At 50.7% G+C, this 16,821-nt stretch carries 13 protein-coding genes and 1 pseudogene; 8 read left to right on the plus strand and 6 right to left on the minus strand.

The window, feature by feature from the left end:
• Window positions 1–316 precede the first annotated feature (316 nt).
• From DBY86_RS03875 to ruvX, 3 genes are read left to right on the plus strand one after another with little or no spacing between them, the layout of a single operon-like run.
• A complete protein-coding gene (locus DBY86_RS03875) occupies window positions 317–874 on the plus strand; it encodes a CreA family protein (protein ID WP_107818988.1) in 558 nt (185 codons plus the stop codon).
• A gap of 1 nt (window position 875) precedes the next feature.
• Window positions 876–1,424, plus strand: coding sequence for a YqgE/AlgH family protein (locus DBY86_RS03880; RefSeq protein WP_107818989.1), 549 nt, complete (start codon window positions 876–878; stop codon window positions 1,422–1,424).
• Entirely contained in the window at window positions 1,417–1,872 is a 456-nt protein-coding gene (gene ruvX / locus DBY86_RS03885) for a Holliday junction resolvase RuvX (RefSeq protein WP_002257221.1), read from the plus strand. Before DBY86_RS03880 ends, ruvX begins: the two co-directional genes overlap by 8 nt.
• A gap of 7 nt (window positions 1,873–1,879) precedes the next feature.
• Here ruvX and DBY86_RS03890 read toward each other — a convergent pair.
• The 3 genes and pseudogenes from DBY86_RS03890 to DBY86_RS03900 all read right to left on the minus strand — a co-directional run.
• Window positions 1,880–2,347 (minus strand): annotated as a pseudogene (locus tag DBY86_RS03890) (fumarylacetoacetate hydrolase family protein); the annotation flags it as partial.
• On the minus strand, window positions 2,337–2,852 hold the full coding sequence (locus DBY86_RS14090; RefSeq protein ID WP_107818990.1) for an Imm26 family immunity protein: 516 nt from the start codon (window positions 2,850–2,852) through the stop codon (window positions 2,337–2,339). The pseudogene DBY86_RS03890 and the gene DBY86_RS14090, both read right to left, overlap by 11 nt.
• A gap of 62 nt (window positions 2,853–2,914) precedes the next feature.
• Complete coding sequence (locus DBY86_RS03900) at window positions 2,915–4,627, minus strand: proline--tRNA ligase (protein ID WP_002257224.1); 1,713 nt, start codon at window positions 4,625–4,627, stop codon at window positions 2,915–2,917.
• Here DBY86_RS03900 and DBY86_RS12885 point away from each other — a divergent pair.
• The 5 genes from DBY86_RS12885 to DBY86_RS12890 all read left to right on the plus strand — a co-directional run bounded on the left by DBY86_RS12885 (window position 4,605) and on the right by DBY86_RS12890 (window position 11,795).
• Window positions 4,605–4,835 (plus strand): hypothetical protein, encoded by a 231-nt coding sequence (locus DBY86_RS12885; RefSeq protein WP_153559842.1) that lies wholly within the window; start codon window positions 4,605–4,607, stop codon window positions 4,833–4,835. The two genes, DBY86_RS03900 and DBY86_RS12885, sit on opposite strands and share 23 nt — an antisense overlap.
• Before the next feature lie 486 nt (window positions 4,836–5,321).
• Window positions 5,322–7,985 (plus strand): pyruvate dehydrogenase (acetyl-transferring), homodimeric type, encoded by a 2,664-nt coding sequence (aceE, locus tag DBY86_RS03910; protein WP_107818991.1) that lies wholly within the window; start codon window positions 5,322–5,324, stop codon window positions 7,983–7,985.
• 145 nt (window positions 7,986–8,130) lie between these two features.
• Window positions 8,131–9,732 carry a dihydrolipoyllysine-residue acetyltransferase gene (gene aceF / locus DBY86_RS03915; RefSeq protein ID WP_107818992.1) on the plus strand — a complete coding sequence of 534 codons (1,602 nt, stop codon included), beginning with the start codon at window positions 8,131–8,133 and terminating at the stop codon, window positions 9,730–9,732.
• 76 nt (window positions 9,733–9,808) lie between these two features.
• The gene (gene lpdA / locus DBY86_RS03920; protein WP_107818993.1) at window positions 9,809–11,593 is read left to right on the plus strand and encodes a dihydrolipoyl dehydrogenase; all 1,785 of its coding nucleotides are present in this window, start codon (window positions 9,809–9,811) and stop codon (window positions 11,591–11,593) included.
• A gap of 40 nt (window positions 11,594–11,633) precedes the next feature.
• The gene (locus DBY86_RS12890; RefSeq protein WP_159068544.1) at window positions 11,634–11,795 is read left to right on the plus strand and encodes a hypothetical protein; all 162 of its coding nucleotides are present in this window, start codon (window positions 11,634–11,636) and stop codon (window positions 11,793–11,795) included.
• 4 nt (window positions 11,796–11,799) lie between these two features.
• Here DBY86_RS12890 and DBY86_RS03925 read toward each other — a convergent pair whose 3' ends face one another.
• From DBY86_RS03925 to DBY86_RS03935, 3 genes are all read right to left on the minus strand, one after another.
• Entirely contained in the window at window positions 11,800–13,350 is a 1,551-nt protein-coding gene (locus tag DBY86_RS03925; protein WP_107818994.1) for a YdgA family protein, read from the minus strand.
• 123 nt (window positions 13,351–13,473) lie between these two features.
• Window positions 13,474–15,684 carry a TonB-dependent receptor gene (locus DBY86_RS03930; RefSeq protein WP_107818995.1) on the minus strand — a complete coding sequence of 737 codons (2,211 nt, stop codon included), beginning with the start codon at window positions 15,682–15,684 and terminating at the stop codon, window positions 13,474–13,476.
• 351 nt (window positions 15,685–16,035) lie between these two features.
• Complete coding sequence (locus DBY86_RS03935; protein ID WP_101116026.1) at window positions 16,036–16,821, minus strand: inositol monophosphatase family protein; 786 nt, start codon at window positions 16,819–16,821, stop codon at window positions 16,036–16,038.

A 16,821-nucleotide genomic window follows, 5' to 3' on the forward strand; every position in this document is an offset into this window, starting at 1 on the left:
TTCGGAAAAAGTTGGATAATACTGAAGGCTGCACGAAAGCAGCCGGACGTTTGGATTATACTGTCAGTTATGCCGTCTGAAAATGCCGTTTGCCCAATCTTGCACCTTCTTTGCACGGACACTTGCAATCGGTTCAAACAGCCTTATATTGTGTGGCATATTTTCAATGCTGCAACGGATATTGTGTTCCGACACACAGGGTAGCACATTAAGCCGCGTACCGTATGTTGCCCGATTCGGGAGCGTGCGCCCATCCAAACAAAGCAAGCCCTGCCGCCTTCCGGAAAACGGTGATTCAACCGATAAGGAAATTTTGATGAACAGACTGCTACTGCTGTCTGCCGCCGTCCTGCTGACTGCCTGCGGCAGCGGCGAAACCGATAAAATCGGACGGGTCAGCACCGTTTTCAATATGCTGGGCAAAAACGACCGTATCGAAGTGGAAGGATTCGACGATCCCGACGTTCGAGGGGTTTCCTGTTATATTTCGTATGCAAAAAAAGGCGGTTTGAAGGAAATGGTCAATTTGGAAGAGGACGCGTCCGACGCATCGGTTTCGTGCGTTCAGACGGCATCTTCGATTTCTTTTGACGAAACCGCCGTGCGCAAACCGAAAGAAATTTTCAAGCACGGTACGAGCTTCGCGTTCAAGAGCCGGCAGATTGTCCGTTATTATGATCCGAAACGTAAAACTTTCGCTTATTTGGTTTACAGCGATAAAATCGTCCAAGGTTCTCCGAAAAATTCCTTAAGTGTGGTTTCCTGTTTCGGCAGCAACCTGCAAACCAATATGCCTCAAGCGGGCACTTCCGGCAAAATGCTTGCTGGCGCCTGCATTATTTCCAACCCGATAGAAAATCCCGACAAACGCTGATATGAACCTGTCCAACCACTTTCTCGTCGCCATGCCCGATATGGGAGACGCGTTTTTTGCACAATCGGTCGTCTATATCTGCAAACACGATGAAGACGGCGCACTCGGCATCGCCATCAACAAACCCTCTCCGATTACGATGGACATGATTTTTTCCGCCACCGGCAAAAACATCCCCTTGCGGATGCAGCACGACAGCGTGATGATGGGCGGGCCGGTGCAAGTCGAGCGAGGTTATGTCGTGCATACCCCGATCGGCAACTGGCAAAGCAGTATCGGCGTTTCGGACAATATCGCGCTGACTTCTTCCCGAGACGTGATTGAAAATATTTCACGCGAAGGCGCGGTTGACAAAATATTAATCAGTATCGGCTATTCAAGCTGGGGAAAAGGCCAGCTCGAACGCGAACTTGCCGACAATGCGTGGCTGACCGTTCCCGCCGACGAACATATCCTGTTCGACATCCCCTACGAACACCGTTACGCCGCCGCATTCGCCAAACTCGGCATCGACCCGCTCGCCCTGTTTTCGGGAGCCGGCCATGCATAAAATTCCAAAAGGAACGGCACTGGCGTTCGACTTCGGCGAAGCGCGCATCGGCGTGGCGCAGGGCGATGCGGAATTGGGGCTGTCCCATCCGCTGGCCACCGTTACCGGCTGCAGCAACGATGAAAAATTCGCGGCAATCGCCAAGCTGGTTCAAGAATGGCAGCCGCGTTATTTTGTCGTCGGACTGCCTGTCCATACTGACGGCACGGAACACGAAATGACGCACCTGTCGCGCAAGTTCGGACGCAGGCTGCACGGCAGATTCGGGCTTCCCGTCTATTGGGTGGACGAACGGCTGTCGTCCGTCTATGCGGAAGGCCTGCTTTCAGAAGCACAAGTTTTTGGCAAAAAAAGGAAATCCGTTCTCGACCAAGTAGCCGCACAGGCAATCCTGCAAAGTTTCTTCGAAGGTAGTTCGGAAGAATTTTTTAACGGACGGGACGAATAAGTCTGCCTTATTTTCGGGCTACCGTAAAAAAAGCTTCTACAAGCCCGTCCAATTCCAGTTCCAATCTGTCCCCCTCGCTGATTTTCCCTACACCTGAAGGTGTTCCGGTAAATACCAGATCACCTTTTTTCAAGCCATAGGACAGAACCAGCTCGCATAAAACCATCCTGAGCGGGCAAAGCATCATTTCCGTGTTGCCCCTCTGTTTCAATATACCGTTCTGCCTCAATGAAAAAAGGAAGGATTGGCTGGAAACCTTGTTCGCCGCCACGAAGTCCGAAACACATGCAGAATGCCTGAATCCCTTTGCCTTCAACCAAGGCAGCCCTTTTTCCTTCAGACGGCATTGGATATCCCGTACCGTAAGGTCCAACCCTACACCATATCCTGCGACACATCCCAAAATATCTTCACCCTCGCCCATGCCGTCTGAATCCTTACCGACCAGCAACACGAGCTCGCACTCAAAATAAATACTGAGATGGCAAAGGAAATATGTCTTGATTTTCTGGATAATTCTCTATATTACTAGACAGCCAGAGTTCAAAGATTTTGTAATCATCAAAGAAACCATATACATATCCCCTTTTTAGTAAGTCTATGTAATCTTTTTGAGGCACTACCAAAGGATTTCCATTTCTCATCACTCTTGATTGTCTAATAAAAAGTTCTTTATTGTATGACAAGAAAATCGCTAAATCTGGATATATTATATTTTCCTTCTCTAAATCAACCTGTCCTATTAGTTTCCAAATCTTCTTTCTTATAGCTGTTTCTATACAGGATTTATAAGTCTTAAACCCAACAGAAAGAAGCTCATCCGTATTGGCTGTCTTTTCTGAGAGATAATCAAAAATACCAAACTCGTATTGCCTTACCCTACATATATAAGTAAATTTCCCATTTGGGAGTGAGATTTCGTAGATTTTTCCGTATTTTTTTGCACCCTTGTCCATATTGATTGTTTTTACTGAAGCCACTTCACTTTCCCCCTAAATAAAAATGCCGTCTGAAATTATTTTCAGACGGCATTCGACCAAGCTTACCCATTTAATGAAGCTGTTACACGCGCAACAATTTCTCCGATTGCAACTGCCTGCGCTTCGTTGTTGCGGCGTTCGGCGTATTCGACATTGCCTTCTTTCAAAGCGCGGTCGCCGATGACGATGCGGTGCGGAATCCCCAACAGCTCGGAATCGTTCAGCAGTACGCCTGCGCGTTCGTCGCGGTCGTCCAGCAGCACATCCGCGCCTGCCGCCAGCAGTTCGGCGTAAATTTTGTCGGCGGCTTCGCGCACAGTGTCGGATTTTTTGTAGTTCATCGGCACGATAACAACTTCAAACGGTGCCATCGCCTTCGTCCAGATGATGCCTTTTTCATCGTTGCTCTGCTCGATGGCGGCGGCAACGACGCGGGTGATGCCGATGCCGTAGCAGCCCATTTCCATAATTTGCGATTTGCCGTTGTTGTCGAGGAAGCTGACGTTCATCGCCCGGGTATATTTGTCACGCAATTGGAAAACGTGTCCGACTTCGATGCCGCGTGCGAGTTTCAGACGGCCTCGCCCGTCGGGGCTTTCGTCGCCTTCGACAACATTACGCAAATCGACAAATTCAGGCTCGGCAGCGTCGCGCCCGAAGTTGAAGCCGGTGTAGTGGTAGCTGTCTTCGTTCGCGCCGATAACCCAGTCCGCGCCTTTTTCGGTGGCGAAATCGGCATAGACTTTGCCTGTGAAGCCGACAGGGCCGAGCGAGCCGCCGTTTGCACCGAACTGCGCGCGGATGGCGGCAGGATCTGCCATGGTCAGTGGCGATTTTACGCCGGCCAGTTTTTCTGCCTTGATGTCGTTAAACTCATGGTCGCCACGCAACAGCAGCAGGACGAGTTCGCCTCCGTTTTCGCTTTCGACCACGATGGATTTGAGTGTTTGTTCAACCGGAATATTGAGAAATTCAACCAATGAATCAATGGTTTTAACATTCGGCGTATGCACTTTGACCAAATCCGCCCGAGCGGCGGCACGTCCGCCTTTGAGCGGCAAGGTCGGTGCCAGCTCGATATTGGCGGCGTAATCGGAAGTGTCGCTGTACGCAATGACATCTTCGCCGCTTTCCGCCAACACTTGAAACTCGTGAGAGCCGGTACCGCCGATGCTGCCGGTGTCTGCGGCGACAGGGCGAAACTCCAAGCCCAGACGGGTGAAGATACGGCAGTAAGCGTCGTACATATCTTGATAGGCCGTCTGAAGCGAGGCGTAGTCGGCGTGGAAGGAATAAGCGTCTTTCATTACAAACTCACGCGCGCGCATCACGCCGAAACGCGGGCGCACTTCGTCGCGGAATTTGGTTTGGATGTGGTAAAAGTTTGTTGGCAGTTGTTTGTAGCTGTTGATTTCTTTGCGCACGATGTCGGCAATGACTTCCTCGCAGGTCGGGCCCATGCAGAAATCGCGGTCGTGGCGGTCTTTCAGGCGCAGCAGTTCTTTACCGTAAAACTCCCAGCGGCCGGATTCCTGCCACAGTTCGGCAGGCTGCACCACCGGCATCAGCAGCTCCACGCTGCCCGCGCGCGCCATTTCCTCGCGCACGACGTTTTCGACTTTGCGCAACACGCGCAGCCCCATCGGCATCCAAGTATAAAGGCCGGACGCGTTGGCCTTAATCAGACCGGCGCGAATCATCAGCTTGTGGCTGGCAAGCGCGGCTTCGGCAGGGGCTTCTTTCAGGGTGGAAATGAAAAATTGGCTGGCTTTCATAAAAGTATTTTTCCAAACAGGCAGATTCAAAAGTAAATCGGGTGCAGATTGTAACGCGAAAAAAGCAGGTTTTGCACCAACCTCCAAAATTCACCCCCTGCCCCAAGCACGGGACAAATCCGATTACAGACGGCAAAAACATAACCAGAAACATCATATTGAACATAATTACATGATTTTTATAGATTTAAATGTGCCTATTTTTTAATCAAAATAAGCGTACATTTGTTGCGTAAGACTTTTTTAACACAAGCCGTGGCTTATCAACACGGTTATCCACAAAGCTTGTGTATAGATTTTCTACAATAGGAAAATTGCCGGCAGAGACATAACGATTCGATATCCCACAATTCCGAAAAAATATAACCAAAATTAAACAGAATGTTTTCGCAATCAAAAAGACCTGTCCTTACCAAACGCCCACTTCGGAACAAAACCTGCTTTTAAAAGCATGGTTATTTGCCAGCAGACCCGATTGCTGATAGGATTTCGTGTGGAGCAGACCGAACATTTTTTCAAGTTTTCCCTTGTTTCCAAGACTTTTATAATTTTTTGAAAACATTGGACTTAAATTATTTTGTTTCGGTTTGATTTAGAAATTTTCGTTTTTGCTTATTATTTTTCACAAACGAAAATAAAGGGGTTGGCTACACCCTCCCTGCCGATTAAACACTCAACATAAAGGATAGATACTATGTCCACCCAATTACACGATGTTGACCCTATCGAAACCCAAGAGTGGTTGGACGCGTTAAGCTCCGTCCTCGAATATGAAGGCGGCGAACGCGCGCAATACCTCTTGGAAAACCTGGTCAAATACTGCCGCGACAAAGGCGTACGTATGCCCCACGGCACGACCACCCCGTATTTGAATACCGTTTCCGTCGAAAACGAAAAAGGCATTCCGGGCGACCAAAACATCGAACACCGCATCCGTGCATTCGTGCGCTGGAACGCCGCCGCCATCGTACTGCGCGCCGGCAAGAAAGATTTGGAACTGGGTGGGCACATCGCATCTTTCCAATCTGCCGCCACCATGTATGAAGTCGGTTTCAACCACTTCTGGAAAGCCAAGGGCGAAGGCGAAGAAGGCGATTTGGTCTTCTTCCAAGGCCACGTTGCCCCGGGCATCTATGCACGCGCCTTCGTCGAAGGCCGTCTGACTGAAGATCAACTGAACAACTTCCGCCAAGAAGTGGACGGACACGGTCTGCCTTCCTATCCACACCCCCACCTCTTGCCCGACTTCTGGCAGTTCCCGACCGTATCCATGGGCTTGGGTCCCATCATGGCGATTTATCAGGCGCGTTTCCTGAAATACTTGGAATCACGCGGCTTGGCAAAAACCAAAGGCCGTAAAGTATGGTGTTTCTGCGGCGACGGCGAAATGGACGAACCCGAATCCCAAGGTGCAATCGCGCTAGCTGCACGCGAAGGCTTGGACAACCTGATTTTCGTCATCAACTGCAACCTGCAACGCTTGGACGGCCCGGTGCGCGGCAACGGCAAAATCATTCAAGAGCTGGAAGGCAACTTTGCCGGTGCCGGCTGGAATGTCGTCAAAGTCATTTGGGGCCGCCGTTGGGACCGCCTCTTGGCAAAAGACAAAGACGGCATCCTGCGCCAACGTATGGAAGAATGTTTGGACGGCGACTACCAAACTTACAAATCCAAAGACGGAGCGTATGTGCGCGAACACTTCTTCAATACGCCCGAACTGAAAGCATTGGTTGCCGATATGACCGATGACGAAATTTGGGCATTGAACCGCGGCGGTCACGACCCTCAAAAAGTGTACAACGCCTACGACCGCGCAGCGAACCATGCCGACGGCAAACCTACCGTCATCTTGGCGAAAACCATTAAAGGTTACGGTATGGGCGCATCCGGCGAAGGTCAGAACGTTGCCCACCAAGCCAAAAAAATGGACAAAGCGTCTCTGAAACAATTCCGCGACCGCTTTGACATTCCTGTTACCGACGAGCAAATCGACAGTGGCGATCTGCCTTACCTGACTTTCGCTCCCGACAGTGAAGAGTACAAATACCTGCACGCACGCCGCGATGCTTTGGGCGGCTACCTGCCGCAACGCAAACCGACGCAGGAAGTATTGGAAGTGCCCGAGCTGTCGGCATTCGACGCACAACTCAAATCCAGCGGCGACCGCGAATTCTCAACCACTATGGCATTTGTCCGCATTTTGTCAACCTTGTTGAAAGACAAAAAAATCGGCAAACGCGTCGTACCTATCGTTCCCGACGAAAGCCGTACTTTCGGTATGGAAGGTATGTTCCGCCAATACGGTATTTGGAATCCCAAAGGCCAACAATATACCCCTCAAGATAAAGACCAACTGATGTTCTATAAAGAATCTGTCGACGGTCAAATCTTGCAAGAAGGTATTAACGAACCGGGCGCAATGGCTGACTGGATCGCTGCTGCAACCAGCTACGCCAACAGCAACTTTGCGATGATTCCTTTCTACATCTACTACTCTATGTTCGGTTTCCAACGTATCGGCGACTTGGCTTGGGCGGCAGGCGATATGCACGCACGCGGCTTCCTATTGGGTGGTACTGCCGGCCGTACGACGCTGAACGGCGAAGGTCTGCAACACGAAGACGGCCACAGCCATATTCAAGCAGATTTGATTCCGAACTGCGTTTCTTACGATCCGACCTTCCAATACGAAGTAGCCGTCATCGTACAAGACGGTCTGCGCCGTATGTATGCCAATAATGAAGACGTGTTCTACTACATCACCCTGATGAACGAGAACTACACCCATCCGGATATGCCGGAAGGTGCGGAACAAGACATCCTCAAAGGTATGTACCTGCTGAAAGCCGGCGGCAAAGGCGACAAGAAAGTCCAACTGATGGGTTCCGGTACGATTCTGCAAGAAGTCATTGCCGGTGCTGAATTGTTGAAAGCCGACTTCGGTGTAGAAGCAGACATCTGGTCTTGCCCATCTTTCAACCTGTTGCATCGCGACGCTATCGAAGCAGAACGTTTCAACCGCCTGAATCCTTTGGAAACTGCCAAAGTACCATTTGTTACTTCTCAACTGCAAGGTCATGACGGCCCAGTGATTGCCGCTACCGACTATATCCGCAGCTATGCCGACCGTATCCGCGCCTATATCCCGAACGATTACCACGTCTTGGGTACTGACGGCTTCGGTCGTTCCGACAGCCGCGCCAACCTGCGCAGCTTCTTCGAAGTTGACCGCTACAACGTTGCCGTTGCTGCATTGAGCGCATTGGCCGAGCAAGGCAAAGTCAGCAAAGAAACCGTTCAACAAGCTATTGAAAAATATGGTATCAAGGCCGATTCAGCCCCTAGCTGGAAACGCTAATTGATATTTCAGACGGCCTGTTTGCTTCATTCAGACATCAGGCCGTCTGAAAACCGAATGCTTGAATGGTTTGAACAAACTGTACCAATGCCGTATGAAGCAAATTTTCAGACGGCATCAAACTGAAAATATTAAAGGAACTCAAATGAGTATCGTAGAAATCAAAGTCCCTGATATCGGCGGTCATGAAAACGTCGACATCATCGCCGTAGAAGTTAAAGTGGGCGACACTATTGCCGTTGACGACACCCTGATTACGTTGGAAACCGACAAAGCCACTATGGACGTACCTGCCGATGCGGCCGGCGTTGTGAAAGAAGTTAAAGTTAAAGTGGGCGATAAAATCTCTGAAGGCGGCGTTATTCTGACCGTTGAAACCGGTGCTGCCACTGCTGATGCCGCTCCTGCTCCTGCAGCAGAAGCTCCTGCTGCGCCTGCTGCCGCACCCGCTGCCGCAGGCGGTGCGACCGTCCAAGTAGCCGTCCCCGACATCGGCGGTCATACCGATGTAGATGTAATCGCCGTCGAAATTAAAGTTGGCGATACCGTTGCCGAAGACGACACGCTGATTACTTTGGAAACCGACAAAGCGACGATGGACGTACCTTGTACCGCCGCCGGTGTCGTTAAAGCCGTATTCCTGAAAGTCGGCGACAAAGTATCCGAAGGCTCTGCTATTATCGAGGTAGAAACCGCCGGCTCTGCCGCAGCAGCTCCGGCTCCTGCCGCTCAAGCTGCCGCACCTGCACCGGCTGCCGCTCCGACTCCTGCCGCTCCGGCCGCCGCGCCTGCACCTGCTGCACCTGCTGCTGCCAAAATCGACGAAGCTGCATTCGCAAAAGCTCATGCAGGTCCTTCCGCACGCAAACTGGCGCGCGAATTGGGCGTGGACTTGGGTCAAGTTAAAGGTACCGGTCTGAAAGGCCGTATCATGGGCGAAGACGTTAAAGCCTTCGTTAAATCCGTTATGCAAAGCGGTGCAGGCAAACCTGCCGCTGCTTCTTTGGGCGGCGGTCTGGACTTGTTGCCATGGCCTAAAGTGGACTTCTCTAAATTCGGCAATGTCGAAGTTAAAGAACTGTCCCGCATTAAGAAAATCTCCGGTCAAAATCTGTCCCGCAACTGGGTTGTGATTCCTCACGTTACCGTACACGAAGAAGCGGACATGACCGAATTGGAAGAATTCCGCAAACAGCTGAACAAAGAATGGGAACGCGAAGGCGTGAAACTGTCCCCATTAGCGTTCATTATCAAAGCCTCTGTTGCTGCGCTGAAAGCCTTCCCTGAATTCAATGCTTCTCTGGATGGCGACAACTTGGTGCTGAAAAACTATTTCAACATCGGTTTCGCAGCCGACACACCTAACGGCTTGGTTGTTCCGGTAATCAAAGACGTAGATCAAAAAGGCTTGAAACAAATCAGCCAAGAGCTGACCGAATTGTCTAAAAAAGCCCGCGAAGGCAAGCTCAAACCACAAGAAATGCAAGGCGCATGCTTTACTATTTCCAGCTTGGGCGGTATCGGCGGTACAGGCTTCACACCAATCGTGAATGCTCCTGAAGTTGCTATCTTGGGTGTGTGCAAATCTCAAATCAAACCGGTTTGGAACGGCAAAGAATTTGCTCCTCGCCTGATGTGCCCATTGAGCCTGTCCTTCGACCACCGTGTCATCGACGGTGCCGCCGGTATGCGCTTCACCGTATTCTTGGCGAAGCTGTTGAAAGACTTCCGCCGCATTACCCTGTAACCCGATCGGCTTCAGACGGCATAGCGGTCTGTGCCGTCTGAAAAGGAAGTTTGAACATCATTCAGAAAGATGAGACATGAGCTTAGTTGAATTGAAAGTGCCCGACATTGGCGGACACGAAAATGTAGATATTATCGCGGTTGAAGTGAATGTGGGCGATACCATCGCCATTGACGATACCCTGATTACCTTGGAAACCGATAAAGCGACTATGGACGTACCTGCCGAAGTTGCAGGCGTGGTCAAAGAAGTTAAAGTTAAAGTAGGCGACAAAATCTCCGAAGGCGGTTTGATTGTTGTCGTTGAGGCCGAAGGTGCAGCTGCTGCTCCTAAAGCCGAAGTGCCTGCTGCCCCTGCACAAGAAGCACCTAAAGCAGCCGCTCCTGCTCCTCAAGCTGCTCAATTCGGCGGTTCTGCCGATGCCGAATACGACGTAGTCGTATTGGGTGGCGGCCCTGGCGGTTATTCTGCTGCATTTGCCGCTGCTGACGAAGGCTTGAAAGTTGCCATCGTCGAGCGTTACAAAACTTTGGGCGGCGTTTGCTTGAACGTAGGCTGTATCCCTTCCAAAGCCCTGTTGCACAATGCTGCCGTTATCGATGAAGTACGCCACTTGGCTGCCAACGGTATCAAATACCCTGAGCCTGAACTCGATATCGACATGCTGCGCGCCTATAAAGACGGTGTGGTTTCCCGTCTGACCGGCGGTTTGGCAGGCATGGCTAAAGGCCGTAAAGTGGACGTTATCCAAGGCGACGGACAATTCTTGGATCCGCACCACTTGGAAGTGTCGCTGACTGCCGGCGACGCGTACGAACAGGCAGCCCCTACCGGCGAGAAAAAAATCGTTGCCTTCAAAAACTGTATCATTGCAGCAGGCAGCCGCGTAACCAAACTGCCTTTCATTCCTGAAGATCCGCGCATCATCGATTCCAGCGGCGCATTGGCGCTGAAAGAAGTACCGGGCAAACTGCTGATTATCGGCGGCGGCATTATCGGCCTCGAGATGGGTACGGTTTACAGCACACTGGGGTCGCGTTTGGATGTAGTTGAAATGATGGACGGCCTGATGCAAGGCGCAGACCGCGACTTGGTGAAAGTATGGCAAAAACAAAACGAATACCGTTTTGACAACATTATGGTCAACACCAAAACCGTTGCAGTCGAGCCGAAAGAAGACGGCGTTTACGTTACCTTTGAAGGCGCGAACGCGCCGAAAGAGCCGCAACGCTACGATGCCGTATTGGTTGCCGCCGGCCGCGCGCCCAACGGCAAACTCATCAGCGCGGAAAAAGCAGGCGTTGCCGTAACCGATCGCGGCTTCATCGAAGTTGACAAACAAATGCGCACCAACGTGCCGCACATCTACGCTATCGGCGATATCGTCGGTCAACCGATGTTGGCACACAAAGCCGTTCACGAAGGCCACGTTGCCGCTGAAAACTGCGCCGGCCACAAAGCCTACTTCGACGCGCGCGTGATTCCGGGCGTTGCCTACACCTCCCCCGAAGTGGCGTGGGTGGGCGAAACCGAATTGTCCGCCAAAGCATCCGGCCGCAAAATCACCAAAGCCAACTTCCCGTGGGCTGCTTCCGGCCGCGCGATTGCCAACGGTTGCGACAACGGCTTTACCAAGCTGATTTTCGATGCCGAAACCGGCCGCATCATCGGCGGCGGCATTGTCGGTCCGAACGGTGGCGACATGATCGGCGAAGTCTGCCTTGCCATCGAAATGGGCTGCGATGCGGCAGACATCGGCAAAACCATCCACCCGCACCCGACCTTGGGCGAATCCATCGGTATGGCTGCGGAAGTGGCTTTGGGCACTTGTACCGACCTGCCTCCGCAAAAGAAAAAATAAATCCGACTGAATAAACAGCCGATAAGGTTTATTTGAGCAAATGCCGTCTGAAATGTTCAGGCGGCATTTTCTATTTTACAGCGGATTAAAATATTTCCTCCGGTCTAAAAACGAATCCGACACGGCTTATCTGAAAGAATGGTTGAAAACGGCAGTTTCCAATACAACAAAATGCCGCCTGAATATTTCAGACGGCATTTGACCCATTACTGCTGCGGCTCTGAAACCATATCGCCTTCATCAAAATTCGGCTCCGGTTCGTTTTGCAACGTTTTACCGTTCAGTTTCAACTGATTGTTTTTCAGAGAAATGGCAGTATCAATCTGATTACCGTCTAAAGTAAGATATTTTTCCCTTGCCATACTTTGAACCGTACTGTCCACCATCAGGCGCAATGTTTCATTAATATCGGCAATGCTTGCTCTGGCTTCCGCCTCATCTTCGGCATTTACACTGAAAATATTTCTGGCCTGACTTACCGCCAAATCTTCCAACATTTTTTGAGGAATACTCATTCTGATGTCTGCCTCGGTTTTCTTCAACATCAGTCCCAATTGGTTCAAATCTTCCTTCTTCATGTCTTTAAACATGATTTTTCCGCCCACATCAATTCTTCCCTGAGGCAGGGTGAAACGGAAAGTTTTGATATTTAGCACCGGGTTATGGGTAAATAATCCAGAAGCCTCGCCTTTGACTGCAGTAATCAAATCATTGCGGATTTGCTCCTCGGTCATTTTTTTGGCAGAAATTTGTGCAAACTTGCGTTTCAATACGGTTAAGGCAGAAGCATCGAGATGTTCGGCGGCGATATGGATGTCCAGCGGACCATATTTTTCATCGCCGTAAACCAGAGTGTCAAAACGGAACTGCCCTTCACTGTTGATAAATGAGCCTGATTCCCCGGTCTTGGTTGAAAAAGCCAGTTTGCCGACTTCGATTTTGGAAGGTGCGATGCTGCCGTTGGGATTGATAAACGCGCCAATCTGCAAATCGGTAACAAGATTGACCAGTTCGTTTAACTTGACGTTGTAATCGACACCCTCTTTCCATTCTAAGGAAAATTTTTCCAAGGTCAGATTACTGCTGCCCAAAGCAAGCGGATTGATGCCGTCTGAAGTTTCCGAATCGAAATGCATTTTTTCAAACGCGGCATCGCCTTTATCTGCCAGCTTGATTTTAAACAAGGGGGCATCATAGCCATTCCGGTAGCTTTTGAAACCTTTTTGATAAACCGTTTCCCCCGTCAGGCCTTCCCAGTGCAGCCTGATGCCCGACAGTTCTTCATAATCGAAGGCGGGAACACTGACTTCCATTTTACCGCTGCCGTTGAAATAAACGGTATTGGCAAGGGAAACCGGAGCTTGTTTCCCAAAAAAGCGTTCCAGAACTTTTTCCGTTTCAGGCGCGTATTTGAACTCGGTTTCAATGTGCGCCTGCGTGCCGAATCCGCCGGCAAAAGGACCGTGCGTGATATGGTTTACCAGCGTAACCGGCTGTTCCAACACTGTTCTCAGGTTATCCGGCAGGTATTTCTGCGCATTATGCAGCAATTCGGGTTTCAGACGGATGACCGTCGTTTCCGTAGAGGTAAACCAGCCACGGTCGTATTGGTGCGATTCGACGGTCAAGAAGCCCGTTTCCTGCAATATTTTTTGCTGCTGCGTCAGACTTTCTTCGGCTTTGACACCCAAATAATAAGGTGTACCCAAAGCAACGCCGAGCAATACTGCCGCAACCGAAATCAAAGGTTTTTTCATCACTTCAAACAAGCAGGTTTCAAAGACGCTAGAATAGCATTATTTAAGCATATCCCGCCATATCTCTTTAAAAGAAATGCCGTCTGAAACCTGTTCGGACGGCATTTTCCGGATGCAGAGAAATCAGAAATCCAATTCCGCTTTCAGCCAGTAAGTACGCGGCATACCGACGACGGCGAAGCTGCGGTCGTATTGGCCGCGCTGAACCTGCCAGTAGTTTTTGTTGAACAGGTTTTCTACCGAGCTGCTGACAGTTAAAGTATTTTTGCCGAGCTTGGTTTTGTAGCGCGCGCCTACGTCAACCAAAGTATAGGATGGGAAGGCGTATTGTTTTTGCGTGTCTTGGTAAGACTTACCGAAATACGAAACGTTTCCGTTTAAAGTCAAGCCTTTGGCAAACGGAGTATCCCACTCAACACCTGCTTTGGCAATCACGCGCGGGTTGGCAACTTGTACGCCGTTAACCAAATTGTCGGCAAAATTCGGATAATCTTTTACGGTTGATTGCAGATACATCAGACCGAAAGTCGGACGCAGGGTTTTGTTCAACAAGTTGGCATAGGTATTGAACTCGATACCGCGGCTGCGTTCTATGCCTTGCTCCGAACCGCTATAAGCCAAGCCTGCATTTTTGCGCGCTGCGAAATCAGTTCCTGAGGTCGTGTTGCCGCGCCAGTAGCCCGGGCGTTTGATTTGGAACGCGTTTAAAGTGGTGACAAAGTCGCCCCAGTTTTTGCGTACGCCGACTTCAAATTGGCGGCTGACACGCGGATCTGCCATCGTTACATGACCGTCATCATCGGTACGGATGTCGGACGGCTCCAAATCTTCCATATAGTTGCCATAAACCACCAAATCAGGCTGCGGAACCCATGCCGCCATCAACATCGGGCTAAAACGGCTCGCATCCGCTTTGCGGCCGTTTAATTTGTTTTTCTGCTCGACGGCTTGGAAACGTCCACCCAAAGTGAGGCGGTATTTGTTGTCGGCAAAACCAAGCGTGTCAGATACCGCCAAACTGTTTACTTTGATCACGGTATCCAATGAAGGTGTTGTATTCCATGCGCTGCCTAAGTTGGAATCCAATTTTGCCAATTGAGTAGGAATGTCGATGCTCGGATCGATAACGCTGCTTCTTGTTTGACGTGCGCCTTGATAAGTAGTGCGTTTGCGGTCGATACGGTCAAATGCGGTACTCCAGTTGTGGCTTACCGGACCGGTTTCAAATTCGCCGCGTGCAGTCAGATTCATACTGAGCGTTTTAAAACGCTGGTCGGTCAAACGCGCGCGACCGGAATTGTAGGTTAAACCGCTGTCTGTAACGGTCGGAGAGGCGAAATTGCCATAATAGCGCGCATTGTTGTAGCCGATGCCGCCTGTAATTTGGGCATTTTCAAACGCATCCCATTCAAAAGTCAGCATATTGGTCTGACCGCGCGTGTTTTGAGCCTGCCAGCTCGGTGCCAGATTCACTTTGCCTTCAGGTGCGTCAAACAAGCGTCCGTTGGCGTTTTGAATATCCTGCATACGCGCGCGGCCGCCGTTGGTTTTGCGTTTCGCGTAGATGGAATCGAACGCCACGCGCAATTTTTCGCCGCGATAGTCGGCATTCAAGGCAAATTCTTTGTTGTCCTCGCTGTAACCGTGGCGCGGGGTATCACCGTGGCGCAGTTTGCCGTTGGCACGCACACCGAACTCTTTGTTTTCGCCGAAGCGTTGGCCCAAGTCGAACGTACCTTGGGCGCGGTTGTTGCTGAACCAGCCCAAACCGATTTTGCGGTTGCCTTCATCGGCGGCTTTTTTGGTTTCGATGTTGACGGAACCGGATACCGCGCCTTCAGGGTCCATACCGTTTACGGCGGTGGACGCGCCTTTAATCAGCTGTGCGGAACCGACATGCACGCTGGCTGTGCCTTGCGTGCCGTACATCCCTGCCAAACCGTTGACGCTGAATTGGCGCGAGTCAAGCTGATAACCTCTGAAATACAGACCGGTCAGCGTGTTGCTTTCGCCGCCGAACTGCCAGACGGAAGCGTCTTTTTTCGCTACGGCATCCACCAAAGTACGCGCTTCGGTGTTGTTGAGGGCTTGTTCGTCGTAGTTGACGACGGTAATCGGCGCGGTAAAGGCGTTGGCCTTACCCAACAAACCCAAGTTCACGCGGTCGCGCAAGTCGCCGTCGCTGGCAATGGAGTAAGAACGGGCAGCTTTAACGCGCTTGGCATCGGCACGGACATGAACCTGTCCGAGTTCGCCCTGCTGCGGAGTATTGTCGGCGGCAGACGAAAACGCGCTCAAAATCAACAGCGGCATTAAGGCAAGTTTTTTGTTCATAAAAACGCTTTCTTTATTGATTGTTCAAATTTGAATTGGAAAAGATAAAACCCAAAGGATATTTTGTGCGCGCATTATATTTGATAATCAAACCCATTACAAAATGAATCCATACGCTTAATCTATCCGCCTACCAAATATCGGTTTATTTCTATTTTCAAGTGTGTACTTTATACCACACCGGCTGGGTGTGCCGTCACCCCGCGCTTTAGGCGGCAATAAAGGAAAAGTTAACGAACCAACAATATCCGACCAAAAGATTGTTCCGCTTCAAAGCAAAATGCCGTCTGAAATACGGTCGGGTATTTCAGACGGCATTCTATTCTTCCCCTCCTTCGGGAAAGACTCGGATTAAACGTGTGCAGAAATAATTTTCAACATTTGCGCCAGCACTTTGGGATTGGCGGCGACAACATCGCCGCTTTCCAGCCAGCCGTCTTCACCCGACATATCGGTAACGATGCCGCCCGCTTCTTGGACAATCAATGCGCCTGCGGCAATGTCCCACGGTTTGAGGTTGAACTCGAAAAAGCCGTCAAAACGACCAGTCGCTACGGCACACAAATCCAAAGAAGCCGCGCCTTCACGACGGCCGCCGGCGGTTTTTGCCAAGAAATCTTTCAAAATCGCCAGGTACTTGTCCATCATGCTTTGATCGACAACAGGGAAGCCGGTACCGATCAGGCAGCGGTTCAATTCGATGCGGTTGGAAACGCGGATGCGGCGGTCGTTGAGCAACGCGCCTTTGCCGCGGGATGCCATGTAAACGTCGTTGCGTTCGGGGGCGTACACCAAAGCTTCTTGCAACACGCCTTTGTGCAGGAGTGCCATAGAGATGGCGTATTGAGGATGGCCGTGAAGGAAGTTGGTCGTGCCGTCAAGCGGATCGATAATCCATTCGTACTCGGCTGCGGCTTTACCGTGGGAGCCGCTTTCTTCGCAAGTGATTTTGTGGTGCGGATAGGCTTCTTTCAAAGCCTCAACCAGGATGATTTCGGAATTGCGGTCAACATCGGAAACAAAATCGTTGAAGGCTTTGCTGTCGGTTTTGACGGCATCGAGGTTGCCTGCGGCGCGTATCATCATCTGACCGGCACGGCGGGCGGCTTTAAAGGCTGTATTCAAAAACGGATTCAT

Origin of the sequence: Neisseria bergeri (genome assembly GCA_003044455.1) — a bacterium.
Taxonomy (GTDB): domain Bacteria; phylum Pseudomonadota; class Gammaproteobacteria; order Burkholderiales; family Neisseriaceae; genus Neisseria; species Neisseria bergeri.